Genomic DNA, 15,396 nt, shown 5'->3' with positions numbered 1-15,396 from the left:
AGGGCTATGAGAGCGAAGCGCATCCGGCTTTCGATAGGTCGGAGCGCAAAGCGGTCCGACCTATCGGCTTTCTGAACACCTCCGTTGGTGTGTCCGCATAGCGGTCGCACCAACGGAAAGGTTATTTCACTTCACAAGTTCCTTCAAAAGATCTATCTGTCTTTTAAGCTTTTTAGCTGTATCGGATAGTTTTTTAGTTGAGGATATTTTGGACTTTCTTAACTGAGATATTTCATATAATTTAGCCTCAAAAAGTGCCTGCTGTACATTCCCGAAATTTTCTTTAAACTGAGAAACAACAGTTTCAGCATTATCATTAAACAGTTTTTTTATCTCAATCTGAGCATTTTTAATTAACCTTTCAGCGTCTTTTTCTTTTTGTGCATCCATAACCTCCATAGCAATACCAAGAAAAGCAGTAACAGGGCCGAGAACCTTAGCAACATTACCAATATTCTTTGCTATATTTACTGCACCCCAAGGTTTAAAGGTAACACCAAAAAATTTTCCAACAGATAAGACTGCTGAGTGCAATTGGCTACCTGCTGCACCTGTAGGAGTAAGCAGTCCAGAACCAGCCTTAACACCATTTGCAGCATTTCCGACAAGCTTTGATCCAGCCCCCAAAATATTTTTCAGAGAATTAATTTGTTCACTACCAATTGTTGCACTTCGATTTTTAGCATTGTATAAAATATTTTCCCCCGAAACATCCTTAAAGCAGATAGAAGCTGTTTCGCTTTTGCTTATTTTTGCTAATTCATCAATCAATTGCTCTTCATAAGCCTCGAGACGTATTTGTATCTGTTTACTTATCTCATCGCACCACATTGAAATTTCATCAGAAGAACTCTTGATTCTGTTTTCAATCTCACTCACATCAGCCCCACCTACCATAGTAGCACATTCAATACCTCTTCTTTGAATTCTACTTTTCAATGAGTTGATTTCATTTCGAAAAAAATATTCAGAAGAAACTTTAATTTTTTTAATTTCTCTTTCAGCTCTTGAAAGAAGATCGAAAAAAAGCTTGTCTTCTGAAAAATTTACATCAATTATGCCACGCTCCATATTGTCAATCAGTATATGTGCGGGTGTTGTAATTTTTGAAAGTGCACCTTTATTTGTAATAAAACTGTTTAGATTTGCAATAAGATCTCCAAAATGACTCAACTCTTGAATCTCATGATCTTCATCTCTTTGGAATTGTGCAGCTATGAAACTTGTTGGAAATATATCTAGCGAATGTGAGCTGCCCAATTGTTTTTGCAAAGAGAACCTATAATTATGCACCAATTCATTATATTCACCCTCTTCACTATACATCTTATTAACCACAAGAAGCATTTTTGAAACATATCCTCTTTCAAATGCAAGATTGAGGAAATTATCGAGTAAGATATTGTCAAAGAGAGAGTATGTTAAGCAGAAAACTAAAATATCAGCTTTTTTGATTTTTTCTTCTGTAATACGATCATGATCTTTACGACCAGTATAAAGTCCAGGTGTGTCAATAAGAACGACATCATTCCATTCGTATTCAGATGTTGTATCCGTAGCAATATCACTATCAATTTTAATGTGGTTATTACCTGTAAGTGCTGAAATAATAGTTGATTTTCCAGCACTGTATTGTCCAACAAATGCAACTGTCAGTTTCGTTTCTTTCTGAACTTCATCTAGCTCACTTCTTATTTTTTTACCCAGCTCAACATAAGAGTCATCAGAGTCAAGAATACGAAAAGATACATCTTTAATTTCTTGCAATCGTAGTGATTTTTCCGGGAATTCAAATTTTTGTTTCATTTTGTGCTCCTATTTTGTAATGGTTATATTGCTGTTTTGAAGGAGGTCTTTCAAATTATCAAGATCTTTTTGAGCGATAGTTTTATTTGATTTGATGGTGAAATATTTTCCATAAACACGATCAACAGAAATTTCTTTTCCGTAACTACTGCTAATATCACTACACTCATTATCCGTTAAATAATCGACGACTCTCTGGGCAAAGTATATATCAAGGGTACGACATTTTCCATTTAAGGTATTCACAAACTCTGAAGCTATATTTATTGACTCCGAAAGCGTCTTTTTTATAACTTCCAAAGTTGTGTTTACGTTATTTTGAATACTCTCTGTGCCCTTTTTCGTATAATCGTCAATCTTCTCTAAAATATCCGATTTCTGCTTGTCTAACGAGTTATACAGAGAATTGCGGACTTTTTCTTTGGCTTCTGCAATTTTCTTTGCTTTTGATTTAAACAGCGATGAAAGAAGTCCGACAAAAGCCCCAACGCCTATTACAACCCAACCAATTGGATTAGATGCACCAAGGAAAAGAGTTAAAACAGTACCAACAGCCCCCAACCCAGCCGATAATCCACTCATAAGTCTCTTTGAGTTAAAAGTATCTCCACCAGAACCAATATCGTCAAAATTACTTGAAATAAAATTTCCAAGATCGTTTATCAGGTCACTCATATCATCATTAATATCTTCTAAGAGTGCAATAAATGGTTGTTTCGTAGCATTTTTAAGTTTTTGGTCAATATCAAATTCGTTTTTACAAACATTGCTCCATCTATTACTAAGTGAATCACCTGCATCGTAGTTAGTTTCAGAAAAACCAGCCGCAAACTCTCTCAATTCATCAAAAAGAACTTTGATATTTCTATTGATTTTATTCTTAATATCTGTCTCAGATTTTTCAATTTTATCGTTAAGCCCTCTTTGCTTATCCTCAACCTTATTGTTTAGAGCTTCTAATTTTTTTAAGTGCTCTGTTGCTGCCAACAATATTTTGCTAAAATTACTGCTTGCACCATCAATAATTGTTTGAGACCGTCGAATACTACTTGAAGCAAGAATTCCTTCACGAAGATAATCAAGAAATTCATTAAGATGAGATCCTTCAAACAGGATGTCCGAATCTTTTTCAAATTCTTTCAGTTTTGACATTTTAGCGGCAAGAAGATGAACAGGTATAATCTTCAGACACTTGCTATCATAGTATTCATTTACATACTGGGTAATTCTGTGAATATGTCCATCAATTTTACTCCGATTTATATTTTCACTATCCTTGCTGTTGAACCACTCATGAGGATCATTAATGAACTTTTTATAGAAAGGAAGAGGCTGGATGTTTTTCTTATTGTTAAGAAGAATAATAACCGGCTTATTTTTATCTCGTATCTGTTTTAAAAATGCAAACTCTGTTGCTTGAATAGAATCATCTGTTACCACATAACAAATAATATCTGATTCATCAACAATACTGAGTGCAATTTCTTCGTCACTTCTTCCTCCAATTTCAGCAGCAGCAATTCCTGGAGTATCAATAATACGAAGATTATCCCATTCATATACCCTATTGTATCTGGTAGTCCTTTCCAATCCTTTACCTATGAAATTTTTCCCTTCGTCTGTGAGAACATAGTGCAAAGTACTTTTCCCTGCTTTTGTCCGTCCTAAGAAGGAAATAGTAAAAAAATTCATCGCTCTTTTCTTTGCATTAAGAACAGCTTCATTTTCTTGTAGAGAAGCCTGAGCATCCGTTTTGATAAACTTGTAAAATTCATTTAATGAGTCAAGAACCTCCTTTTTTTCATTGGTAGAGCTTTCATTTTTAGCAATAATTTTTTCAATAGAAGAAATGATCGTAGCAATTTTAGACTTGTCATTGATGACAATATTTTCTAAAAATCGAGCATCAGCTTCAGCGATAGTCGCACTTTTTAAAATTGCATTAGTATACTCCGGGCCAGTCAAGGTCATTCGACGAACTTCTTTTTTTAACTGAGTTCTTTTTTTACCCGTTGCAAAAGTAGCTTTGAATTGCGTTTTAAATCGTTTCCAATTATCAACAGATCGGAACTGTGCCCGATTTTTTTCAATTGAACTCATAACTTCATCGTAATAGACTCGCTGTAAATTTTGCATTTCTGTAACATCCCATTTTAAATATTCCGTAGCTTTTTTAATTAGTTTGCTCGCAGCTGTATCTATATGTGCATTCACACAAAAAATTTTCATTGTCTTATGTTTCAATATATAGTGTTCATCGATAGTGATATCTTTCAGCTGTTTAAGTGTTTCTTCAAAAGGTTTTTGATCATCTGCATCACCAAGGATTTTATATATGCCTTCTCTATGGAATGGCTCAAACTCATAATTTACCATAAACTCTTCAAGAATTGTCATCTCGCTTGAATGGATCTGTTTGTCTACAACTATTAGATGGGCAAGAAATTCAGCTATTGAAATTTTTGTATTCATATTTATACCTTAAAATTGAAGGAAAGAGTAATGGCTTTCGAAAATTTTATCGAGTTTTCTCTGTACGTGTTAGGCTCTGTTTACATTTCGTTTTTTTAATTTGATTAACCACATTGATTACAAGAAGTTACACCCACCTACACAGTCGCAAGCTATTGATAACTATCTGAAATGGCTTGCTATCTGATCAAATGTCAACAGAGACTAGGTACTGCATCTATAAATTTCTCACTCAGCTCGTTTTTTTTCGGACAGCATCTTTACCCCCTTTACTAAAAAGATCGGCCAAAAAATTTTAAATCGCTACCAGAGATATCCAAAACCAGCAATATTCCCAAAATACCCAGAATGATAATGCCCAACAAAAGTGCGAGATAAAATTTCATCTTCTCTGACCTCCCGCTTTAAGCCGTATAAGATGCAGCCATTTTCAGGGCTTTTCCCCGAAACTCCTCCCTCAGGCACTCCGGCCCCAGCACTTCCACCTGGGGGCCGAAACCCAAAAGCCACCAGCGGATCTGGGCCGTGTCCAGCACCGTGGCCTCAACCTTCACCCGTGTTTCATCATGAATCGTGATGCGCTGATTTTCGGAAAGGGGGCTTTCAAAGAGGTGCGTTGCCACGGATTTTTCCATCAGAAACTCAAGGGCCATGGGCTGGTTTCCCTGAAGGTATGTGAAGGCTCCGCTGTCAATGTAGCCCTGCATGGAAAACCCTTCGGGAACAAGGCCCGGTTCCTCCAGAAGGGTCGCGGAAAGAAAGCGGTGAAGAGCAAGCTGACGCACGTCCTCCATGCGCTGGTAGTTCCGCATGGTGCAGACAAGGTAAATCACCGAATCCAGCAGTACGATGCCCAGGGGGTTGATGGTGTACTCCACCGGCGCTTTTTCACCCCGCTTTCTGTAGCTGGCCTGAATACGCTTTCCTTCCATGAGGCCTTCATACACCGTATCAAGGATGGTGGCATCAATGTGGGGCGATTTCAGGGGCTGGGTGCGGCTTAAAATCTTCACCTTGTCTGGCCAGGCGCGGAAGGATTCGGCCCGGAAAGCCTCCAGGACTTTGGACGCCATACGGAAATGGGGCTCCAGAGTTTTCAGGGCCGCAGGGGGCATGGCCGCATACAGAAAGGCCTCGATCATGCGGAAGGAAAAGGCCGTCACCGGATCCATCTGGGGAAAATGAAGGGTTTCGCCTTCTTTCGTCCAGTACCAGCCGTAGGGTTTGTCGCTGTCATCACAGCCGATGGGAAAGAATTCTGACAGTCCTTCGAGATCCCGCTGTATGGTTCTGCGATGAATGTTTATCCCTCTGTCCCTGAGTTTCTGTTCCAGGCTTGCGGTGTCCGTTTTTCTCGGCTCACGGGGAAGCATCTGCAAAATAAGACACTGACGACTGGTGGCGTTGCTCATGGATAACGCTCCTTGGAATCAAAACACGGAGACAGCAGAAAGTCCGCCCCATGTGCAGGTGTGAATGTTTTCTGTTTATACGGGAGTCTCAAAAAAGCCAAGGGAAAAGTGGGGCTGGCACCTTCTTAAAAAACCCGTACAGCCCAGGCTTTATGCTGAGTTTTTTTGGTTCTAAAAATAAGTTTTGGGACAAACGCATCACCAGCACAGAATGGGAATGGGTACTCTGGGAAGGCGGGTGGCCCGTTCATCCTTATGGATAGAAATCATTACAGGATCGAAAGAAAGCTTAAAGCAGGGCTTTCTCCATGAAGCGGTATTTCGTCATCATCGCCCTCCATGCATCCATTGCCGGAGGATGCGGTGGGCTTCCTTCAGTGAAGTGGCAAGCCCGGAAAGGATATGGAATGCCTTCTTTTTTAAACGTCCACAAAAAGGTTCCGGCCTTTTTCCGGTACAGGCCAGAACCGCTTTTGAAGACAGTTTACAGGAAGGCTGCGACAATTCCTGACAGATCATTTTTCAACGGCAGGGCTTTGGCACTTGAAGCACCGGTTAAGGCCGATCTCGTCATGCCCTTTCCCGATTCCGGCATGTATGCGGCCATCAGCTACACGGAAGCTTCAGGTATTCCCTTTGAATTGGCATGATCCGCAAGCACTACGTGGGCCGCACCTTCATCCAGCCCACCCAGGAAATACGGGATGATCTGGGGCTGGATTCCCGCACTGTCTTTCCTTAGAGGGCCTTGGAAGGCCACAGGCATGAGAAAAAGGTGGATGGTTTCTGTATGGTCTGCTTTGACGGGAAGTATCCTTCGAATTTTCTGATTACCATCTTTCTTCAGCTATCGTTCCCATGCTCCAGCGTGGGAACGCCCTACCGGGCGCTCCTGCGCCCAGGGCCAGTATCCTCGGCAATCCTTTCTCTGGGAAAGAGGTATGATCGAAGCACCGGGACAACCCAGACCAAAACATGAAGCGTATCCGGTTTCTGGACGCCCTACAGGCTTTTGGGTCATGGCAGTGTTCCGGGACTCAAGACGCTGGAGCGTCTCAAGATGCATTCCCACGCTGGAGCGTGGGAACGATGGGTTCAATGCTGCATGGGCAAAATCTGGGATTGCATGGCTGAGGTAAGGTGGTAATCAAATTGAATTTTGACACCAGCCTGACCAAGGGGTGCCTGGAGGGGTAGGAAAATTTCTAAAAAAACGGTGTTTTGCTTTTCAAGGGAAAAATACATGGCATGACACAATGGTACTGAAAATGCTGACGTATCTGTTCAAAAGCATTCTGACTGCCCTGCCTATGATAATCAGTACGACAACAGCAACAATAAGCTTGATCAGCGGGCTTGCAGTCCAGAATAGGGCCTGAAAAATGATCACGCCCAAAGGGACATAGAGAAACCCTTTACGGCTGCCCACTGGCAAATATAAAATCTGATCATACAACCTCCCTGACCTGAAGCGATCCGCCAGAAAAATGAAGCAGCTCATGATGCCGGATAGGGGAGGATCCTGTTGCTGTCCTGGGACATCAGCCGTACCAGCTTGGTATGCATGAATACTTTCTCCTTGCCACAGGTCTCTTCTTCCAGAACACCGATGTCCACCAGTTGCTTCAGATAAACCGATGCCGTCTGCCGCTTGGCGATATTCCGCTCCACCAGCGAGCTGATCCGGCAATAGGGCTGTTCGAAAAGCAGCTGCATCAACTCGTGGCTGTAGATCTTTGGCAGCTTTTCTTTAACGTGGCACCTTGTTCGCTCCATCAATGACCGCACAGCGGCAATCTTCAGGCAGGTCCAGCGGGATACCTGCTCAACCCCTTTGAGCATGAAAAGAATCCATTCTTCCCACTCTGCCTTCTGCGTCACCTGATTCAGGAGATGGTAGTATGCGGATTTATTCTGCACAATATAGCGGCTCAGATAGAGTATGGGCAAGGTCAGCAGCCCCTGTTCGATCAGATAAAGAACATTGAGGATGCGCCCGGTACGGCCATTCCCATCATAAAAGGGATGAATGGCCTCGAACTGGTAGTGGCTGATGGCCATTTTGATCAGGGGATCCAGGTCATCTTCCGCATGGATAAAGCGTTCCCAGTTGCTCAAGAGATCCCGGATGAGGGTTTCGCCTGCGGGCGGCGTATAGATCACCTCGCCTGTGACCTGACTGCCAATCACAGTTCCCGGCAAGCGGCGAAGCCCCATCTCCTGATTCTTCAGGGTGCTGCAAACCTCGATGGCGGTTGACGTAGACAGGGGGCGATCCTGGAGCTTCCTGAACCCCTGGTGCAGAGCGGTTCGGTAATGCAGTGCCTCACGGGTGGCCGCATCGGCTCCGCTTTCCCGATGGGCATGGCGGAATAGTTTGTCCGTGGTGGTCAGGATATTTTCGATTTCCGAGCTGTCTCTGGCTTCAAGCAAAGGAAGCAGATTGATCAGCAAACCCTGATCCGGCAACAATTCCCCCGCCTGTTTCAGTTCTGCAAGGGCGGCCCTGGCCGGAATGCAGGCCTTGAGAATCGTTATGGTTTCGATCACTTCCACCGAAGGCGGCAAGGGGGGCAGGTCGTTGTAGGGCTGGTCCGCATGCCATTTCATGTTTACAAGTACTCCTTTTATCGACAAATAAGGACGGATCAGCCAAAATAGGTCAAGATTTTGAATATGTCAATTGCTTGATGTCGAAATAAGACCATATTATCGACACGTAATAAGCCTTTGAGGGATTGATGTTTACACCATCGACATGGGTAAGCGGCAATGTCGCTATTTCTGAATTTTATCGACACATAAACGCCATCATGGCACACGCCAGGGTTAGTCCGCACAGCCAACCAACCGTGGAGGCTGCGGATTCAGGATTGGATCTGTGCATAAAGAGGCGGCACAAGGCGATTCCAGTGAAAATGATGTGTGTGTGGATGCCCGTCTCTGGAAACTCCTGGAGAAAAAAGAAGAAGGGCTTCGCCTGACGGCGGGTGAGGCTTATCCCCATGCCCTGAGGACACTTCTTGGAAAAAAATACATTTTCCTGCTTCGGGGAAAAACCCTGATGGCTCTGCTGATCCGGAACCTCTCAAGCCAGAAAATTCAGAATAACGATAAAGCCTTACTGCACAGCGTCTCCATCAGACCCGGCAAGTTTTTGAAGAGACTCTTTTCCCGTGTTGAAGACTGCTTTGAGACCATGGGCCTTGAAAAAGACCTCGGAAAACGGAGGGGCTGATGAAGGCCAGGGACAGGGCCAAAGACCGCTTTGTTTCTGGACAGTTCCGGCTTTAGAGGCTATGGTTGCAGAAGTTTTTTGAAGGGGCTTTAAAGAAAAAATTCTGAAAAAAGGAGCCTTTTTCCATGATCGAAAGCCGCTACCTGAAAGACAATATCGAAAATATCCAGAAGCTCATGCAGATCCCGGCGCTGCGTCACTTTGAGGTACGCAGCCTTTCAAGACTCCTGAGGCTCAGCAAAATCCGGGAGTATGTCGATGGCGAATTCATTATCCGGGATGGCGATCAGGATGCCTGGCTGTACTTTCTGCTTTCCGGCAGTGTTCGCATTGAAAAAAACGGGCATGAGATCTCCCAGATTCACAGGATGGGTGAAATTTTCGGTGAAATGCGGCTCATCGACAAACGGGATCGCAGTGCGGATGTGCGGGCCTTTGGCCCTGTGGTCTGCCTTGCCGTGGATACCAGCGCCGGAAACCGTATGGCAGGAGAAGAAAGCGGGGATGCGCAGGTGGATTTTCTGCTGCTCCTGTACAGAATTTTTGCGGAATACCTTTCCGCACGCCTGCGGCTGGCCAATGAAGAACTGGTCAAGGCCAAGGAAGAAACGGAAACCCTGAGAACCCGTCTGGATCAGAAAAAATGAAACAGAAAACCGTCGCCTTTCAGGCCCAGGCCACCAACCTCTTTTTCCACATTCTCACCGCCTGCAACCTTTCCTGCCGTCACTGCTACATCCGCAAAGATCAGCACGGCGCAAACACACTTCCCCTGGAAACCATAGAAGCCTGGCTGGCTCTTTTTGCCGAACGCAAAAAAACGGCCAATGTCATTTTCCTTGGCGGCGAACCCACCCTGCATCCGGATCTCAGCCGGGCCGTAAAAACGGCCAAAGCCATGGGCTATGCCTCTGTCACCATCGATTCCAACGGCTATCTCTTTCACGACATTCTGGACAGGGTGAGCCCTCAGGATGTGGATTTCTTCAGTTTCAGCCTGGACGGGGCCACAGCGAAAACCTGTGATGCCATCCGCGGGCAGGGTGTGTTTGAGATCTGCACAAAAAATGCCCGCAGAGCCGCAGAAAAGGGCTTTGCCACCAGCCTCATCTATACGGTCAGCGAAGAAAACATTCATGAACTGGAAAACATGCCCCGGCTTTTAAAGGATCTGGGAATCCGCCGTTTTTTCATTCAGGTTCTGGGAATGCGGGGCAATTCCGTGCAGGATCCCGGACAAAGGCAGGTGACACGGGAAATCTGGACATCCCTCGTGCCCCAGGTGGCCCGTGAGGTGGCATCCTCCGGCATCAGCGTGACCTGGCCCAGGGTCTTTCTTGCTCCCGAAGATCCGTTTGAATGCGCAGGCCTTGTGGCGGACAATTTTTTTGTTTTTCCCAACGGCCGGGTTTACCGCTGCCCTCTCTGCGAAGATTATCCCATCCACGCCTTTGAGATCCGGGACAATACCCTGATACAAAGGCCCCCCCTCCATGAGGCTGATTTTTTCTCTCTCCGGATTCCCGAAGGCTGTGTCATGAACCGCCTCGTACAACCGGAAAATCTTCGCTACCTGGAAGACGGAAGCCCTGCCTACCGCATTGCCTGCTGCCTTCTCAAGGAAGAAATTCTGGTCTGAAGATTCCCCCCCCTCCTGAATCCCACCCGCTCCGGCTTCCACCGGAGCTTCCTCTGAATCAGCACGCCCGAATGACATCTGCCCTGAATCCCCTGCCTCCGCCCCCCTTCCCCTGCTGAAGCGCGGGAAGGGGAGCGATGTCGTAAAAAGCGGCTGTTCTCACCTTCAGCGGAATGGTGCAGGATCAGGGGGGCAGGATCGTACTCCGGGTCTAAAATCCTCCCGGCTCAAAAAGCCTTGACTTTTCGTCTTCCCTAAATTAGCCTCTCCGTACTTTTGTCTGGTGTAAAAAACTAAAGAGGAATGACAAATGATATATCCTGAGAATAAAAATACATGTGCTTGCAAACCTGCTTCAGAAAACCTTGGCCCCCTCTCCCAGGTGGGCAGGGGCTGCCGCTGCCGTATCCGCAAACACAGGGCCAGCGGGGCCGTCCGCCAGCGGCTCCTGGATCTCGGCTTTGTACCCAACATGGAAGTGGAAATGGTGCGCTGCGCTACCCTGGGGGATCCCCTGGAACTGCGCCTTGGGGAGTACTACGTCACCCTGCGCAGGCGGGAGGCCGCCCTCATTGAAGTGCAGGGCCTCTGATGCAGCAGCGCCTGATCCGACCCATGTCCGGCAGCCAGCTTCCGGCTTTCATCTTTTTGTTATCATGCGGTTTTTCCGCCACTGAAGGTTTCCATGGCATCCAGCACAAGCCCCATCCTCGTCGCCCTCGCCGGACAGCAGAACGCAGGTAAATCCACCCTGTTCAACATGCTCACCGGAGCCAGTCAGCACATCGCCAACTATCCCGGTGTCACGGTGGATAAGAAGGCGGGCAGTTACAAAGACCCAAACGGCCGAGTCGAGGTGGTGGATCTCCCCGGCACCTACAGCCTCACCTCCTTTTCGCTGGAAGAAAGGGTGGCACGGGATTTTCTGCTTCAGGAAAAGCCGGAAGTGCTTGTGAACGTCATTGATGCCTCCAGCCTGAGACGGGGACTGTATTTCACCCTCCAGGCCATGGAAATGGGCTTTCCCGTGGTCATGGCCCTCAACATGGTGGATGTGGCAAAGGCCAGGGGGCAGGAAATGGATGTGGAAAAGCTCTCCCGGAAACTGGGGATTCCCGTCATTCCCACCATAGGCCGCAGGGGAAAGGGCAAGGCGGAACTGCGGGAGGCCATTCGCCAGACCGCAGGCTCAGGACAGACAGCCCCTGTCATGCACTACGGCTCTCTGGAAACAGAGATCGAAAGCCTCCTCAGTCTCCTTGCCGCCTCTCCTGCCCTGGAAGGCAGGCTGCCCTTACGCTGGCTGGCCCTGAAACTCCTGGAGGAAGACAGGGAAGCGGTGAAACTGCTGCGCCACTACCATGAAACAGCAGAAGCCGTACTGATCCGGGCACGGATGGCTTCCCGAAACTTTGAGGCCATCAACGGACTCTCCCCTGCGGATCATATGGTGAGCTGCCGGGATCAGTATGCCGCAGAGCTTGTGGCAGACTGCGTGGAAAGCCGGGACAGAAACACGATCCATGCCTCTGAAAAAATTGACCGCATCCTCCTGAACAGGGCACTGGCTCCCCTCTTTCTCGTGTTCACCGTGTATCTCATCTATGAACTCTCCATTGTGCAGGGCTACAAGCTCACCCACATCACCTGGCCGGTTCTGGCCTGGGTGCGGGCCACGGTGGCGGGCCTGCTGCCCGACCCCGGCCTTTTGCAGGATACCCTCATCCGCTCCCTGTGCCTCTGGATGCTGGACAGTGTCAACACCCTGTTAAACTACGTGCCCATCTTTCTCATTCTCTTTGCCCTCATCGCCATTCTGGAAGATTCGGGCTACATGGCCCGCATCGCCTTCATCATCGACCGCGTGTTCCAGAGCTTCGGCCTTCATGGTCAGTCCACCCTGCCCTTCATCCTGGGCGGGGTGTTCACCGGAGGCTGCGCCGTTCCCGGCATCATGGCCACCAAAGGCATTCCCGATGAACGCTCCCGCATGGCCACCATCCTCACCGTGCCCTACATGAACTGTCTGGCCAAGATCCCCCTCTACACCCTGCTGGTGAACATCTACTTTGCCGCCCACGCATCCTGGGTGATGCTCTTCATCTCCACCATCACGATTGTCATGGCCCTGATCGTGGCCAAACTGCTGACCCTCACCCTTCTCCGGGGACGGGAGACCGCACCCTTTGTCATGGAGATGCCCCCCTATCACCTGCCCACTCTCACGGGTGTGTTACGCAGAACCCTTGACCGCACCTGGGAATACATCAGGAAGGTCGGCACCATCGTCATTGCCGTGGCAGTATGCGTCTATGTGCTGCTACAGTTTCCCGGCGTTCCCGAAGACCACAGGATCCGCTATGAAGCGGACATGGGAAAGGCCATGGCGGAATTCAAAACAACGGTGGCAGGTACGGATTTTTCAATCCACTTTGAAACGGAAAGCCAGGTGCTCTCCTTTCTCAACCTCGCAGACACCTACCGGGAAGCCAAGCTGGCCGCTTCTTCCCAGAAGGCTTCCCAGGCTGTGGATGTCCGGTACGAAGCCCTGCATCCCGAGCTTTTCCCTCTCCTGCGCCCCAGAACCGGAGAAGCCCGGGCCATCAGCCGGGAGCTCCGCAATCTCACCCGAGAGCGGGGAAGACTCCGGGCCGCCATCCGGGAAGACACCATTGTATACAGTTACTTTGGCCGTCTGGGCCGGGCACTGGAACCCGTCACCCGCTTTGCCGGGTTTGACTGGAAGGTGAACGTCGCCCTCATCAGCTCCTTTGCAGCAAGGGAATCCAGTGTCGCCACCCTGGGCGTTCTCTTTCAACAGGGCGTGGATGAAAATCTCGCCCTGGAAACCCGTATGGGACAGGAAGGGAAAGATACGGGCAATACGCCGTTACATGCCCTTGCCCTCATCCTCTTCTTTGCCCTGTATCCCCCCTGTCTTGCGGCGACCATCATGATCCGGGTGCAGACCGGCTCCTACAAATGGATGGTCTTTTCCATCGTCTTCCCAACGGCCTTCGGCCTTGCCATTGCAAGTGCCGTGTTCACCCTGGGCTCCGCCTTCGGACTCAGTGGCATTCAGGCCATGGCGGCCTTTTACATCCTCGCCCTGCTCACGGCCATCGCCCTTTCCTGTGTGAAAGACCCGGCATGGACGGAGGCGGAAGTGGCGCTGAAGGAAGGGGGACTCTGAAATGTTCTGGGAATACCTGATTCTTTTTCTTCTCATTGCCTGGGCCTGTTTTTACCTCTGGCGAACTTTTTTCCGGAAAAAGGGCTGTGCCTGCGACTCCTGCCCTTCTGCCGGAAACGGATCCTGCGGCCACAGGAAACTGGGCATTGTCCTGCCGGAGGAAAGGGGAGGGGAAACGAAAAAGAGGGATCGTCCGGAATCCGATAAGCAGACAGGGAAAGAGCATGGGAACAAAGGCAGGAGATGAGACGGCATGGCTGGATCAGAGAAGAATCAGAGTATTCTTTGGCTCTGCAAAAATATTTTTAAGGATAAATTCTGAACCATAAAAAACGGAGGATCACCGCACATGAAAAAGTTTTTTGCCCTTCCTTTAACCCTGGGACTTCTGGCCCTGCCCTTCTCTGCCCTGGCCCATACCCCCCTCTTTTCCTGCTTTGACAACGGGGACGGCACCCTTTTCTGCGAAGGGGGCTTTTCCGACGGATCTTCCGCAGCAGGCACGACCCTCATTGTCAAAAACGGAGACGGAAAGGAAATCCAGCGACTGACCCTGTCCCGCACCAGCGACATTGTTTTCAAAAAACCCGCAGGCCCCTATTCCGTGGTGTTTGATGGCGGAGAAGGGCATCAGATTGAAATCCAGGGCTCCCAGATTTTTGAATGAGGCTACCTTTCCGCACCCTGTATTACCGTTCTCAGGGACGTGGCAACAATGCTTCCGCGTCCCTGAAAACCGGAACATTTTTATCCATGCACCCGAAAAATCCGGATGCATGGGCCTGAAAAAAAGGAAACCCCATGACACGCATCCGCTCATGTAAAATCATTCTCACCACAGTCCTGCTCTGCCTTTGGGCGGCGCCCCCTCTTCTGGCAACAGAAAACCCCAGGTATCCCGAAAGCCTTCAGAAAGTTCCCCCGCTTACGGTTCTGCAGAAGGGAGAAAAACATACCATTCATCTCACCGATGTGCTGGCTTTTTATAAAAAAACATGCCCCGGTACCGTTTTGAGCTTCATTGGCATCCGCTATGGCATTGAAACTCTCTTTGGAAAAGAGACTCCGGATCTTGATGATCTTGTGGTCATGAGCCGGATAGGCGGCGGCCCTCTGGATACTCTGGACTACATTATAAAAGGAGGAGATCCCGCCAACCGCACCTGGCCGCCTGCAGGTATGAACAAGGGCATGGAAAACTATACCTTGCAATTTTTCCGCAAATCGACCCTGCAAGGACTGACGGTCAGCCTGAGAAAGGACATCTCTTCCACTGCGGATTCCTACTGTTCATCCGCAGCACCCGCAGGAGAAGCCGAGCAACAGCGCCGCACGGCTTTACGCCACTATATTTTCCAGACCCTGCCCCAGAATCCGCCTTCGGAGGCCTTTGAAATCAGCGAAGTGTTCACCTTCATTCCCTGGGGAAGCATGACAGAACCGGAAATGAAGAAAAAGATCCGCAACCAGCGGCGTCAGCATGCAGCCCGAACTCCTGAAGACAGCAGCCCTTCCACCCCATAAAGCAGACAAGATATCCAAAACCGTTCTGCCGGAAGTTCTGCTCCGCCACTGTCTTGAAAACTGAATCCGCCATACTGAAAAAGAAGGGGCAGGCCCGGCAATCCCGGAAACC

11 protein-coding genes and 1 pseudogene are annotated in these 15,396 nt (G+C 48.2%); 8 read left to right on the top strand and 4 right to left on the bottom strand.

All coding sequences use genetic code 11. The features are described from left to right. Positions 1–126: 126 nt before the first annotated feature. The 3 genes from BR04_RS06325 to BR04_RS06315 all read right to left on the bottom strand — a co-directional run bounded on the left by BR04_RS06325 (position 127) and on the right by BR04_RS06315 (position 5,690). Positions 127–1,806, bottom strand: coding sequence for a GTPase (locus BR04_RS06325; protein ID WP_496355158.1), 1,680 nt, complete (start codon positions 1,804–1,806; stop codon positions 127–129). A gap of 9 nt (positions 1,807–1,815) precedes the next feature. Next, on the bottom strand, positions 1,816–4,278 hold the full coding sequence (locus BR04_RS06320; protein WP_496355157.1) for a GTPase: 2,463 nt from the start codon (positions 4,276–4,278) through the stop codon (positions 1,816–1,818). 404 nt (positions 4,279–4,682) lie between these two features. After that, positions 4,683–5,690, bottom strand: a complete 1,008-nt coding sequence (locus BR04_RS06315; protein ID WP_496355156.1) for a helix-turn-helix transcriptional regulator — start codon at positions 5,688–5,690, stop codon at positions 4,683–4,685. A 524-nt stretch (positions 5,691–6,214) separates the two neighbouring features. Here BR04_RS06315 and BR04_RS06310 point away from each other — a divergent pair. Further along, positions 6,215–6,396 (top strand): annotated as a pseudogene (locus BR04_RS06310) (amidophosphoribosyltransferase); the annotation flags it as partial. Positions 6,397–7,187: 791 nt separating this feature from the next. Here BR04_RS06310 and fic read toward each other — a convergent pair. Further along, on the bottom strand, positions 7,188–8,300 hold the full coding sequence (fic, locus tag BR04_RS06305) for a protein adenylyltransferase Fic (protein ID WP_496355155.1): 1,113 nt from the start codon (positions 8,298–8,300) through the stop codon (positions 7,188–7,190). Positions 8,301–8,571: 271 nt separating this feature from the next. Between fic and BR04_RS06300 the strand changes: the two genes are divergently transcribed. The 7 genes from BR04_RS06300 to BR04_RS06270 all read left to right on the top strand — a co-directional run bounded on the left by BR04_RS06300 (position 8,572) and on the right by BR04_RS06270 (position 15,284). Continuing rightward, positions 8,572–8,928, top strand: a complete 357-nt coding sequence (locus BR04_RS06300; RefSeq protein WP_496355154.1) for a hypothetical protein — start codon at positions 8,572–8,574, stop codon at positions 8,926–8,928. A gap of 125 nt (positions 8,929–9,053) precedes the next feature. Beyond that, positions 9,054–9,575, top strand: coding sequence for a cyclic nucleotide-binding domain-containing protein (locus BR04_RS06295; RefSeq protein WP_496355153.1), 522 nt, complete (start codon positions 9,054–9,056; stop codon positions 9,573–9,575). After that, positions 9,572–10,567 (top strand): radical SAM protein, encoded by a 996-nt coding sequence (locus BR04_RS06290; protein ID WP_496355152.1) that lies wholly within the window; start codon positions 9,572–9,574, stop codon positions 10,565–10,567. The genes BR04_RS06295 and BR04_RS06290 overlap by 4 nt, the downstream gene beginning before the upstream one ends. A 310-nt stretch (positions 10,568–10,877) precedes the next feature. Next, positions 10,878–11,159, top strand: a complete 282-nt coding sequence (locus tag BR04_RS06285) for a FeoA family protein (RefSeq protein WP_496355151.1) — start codon at positions 10,878–10,880, stop codon at positions 11,157–11,159. Between the two features lie 93 nt (positions 11,160–11,252). Continuing rightward, complete coding sequence (gene feoB / locus BR04_RS06280) at positions 11,253–13,760, top strand: ferrous iron transport protein B (RefSeq protein WP_496355150.1); 2,508 nt, start codon at positions 11,253–11,255, stop codon at positions 13,758–13,760. A gap of 349 nt (positions 13,761–14,109) precedes the next feature. After that, entirely contained in the window at positions 14,110–14,427 is a 318-nt protein-coding gene (locus BR04_RS06275) for a hypothetical protein (protein WP_496355148.1), read from the top strand. Between the two features lie 134 nt (positions 14,428–14,561). Then, positions 14,562–15,284 (top strand): hypothetical protein, encoded by a 723-nt coding sequence (locus tag BR04_RS06270; RefSeq protein ID WP_496355147.1) that lies wholly within the window; start codon positions 14,562–14,564, stop codon positions 15,282–15,284. The last annotated feature ends 112 nt before the right edge of the window (positions 15,285–15,396 follow it).

Source organism: Desulfobotulus sapovorans DSM 2055, from assembly GCF_059569355.1.
The sequence above is the reverse complement of the archived record's forward strand: the minus strand, read 5'-3'. Positions and strand labels throughout refer to the sequence as shown.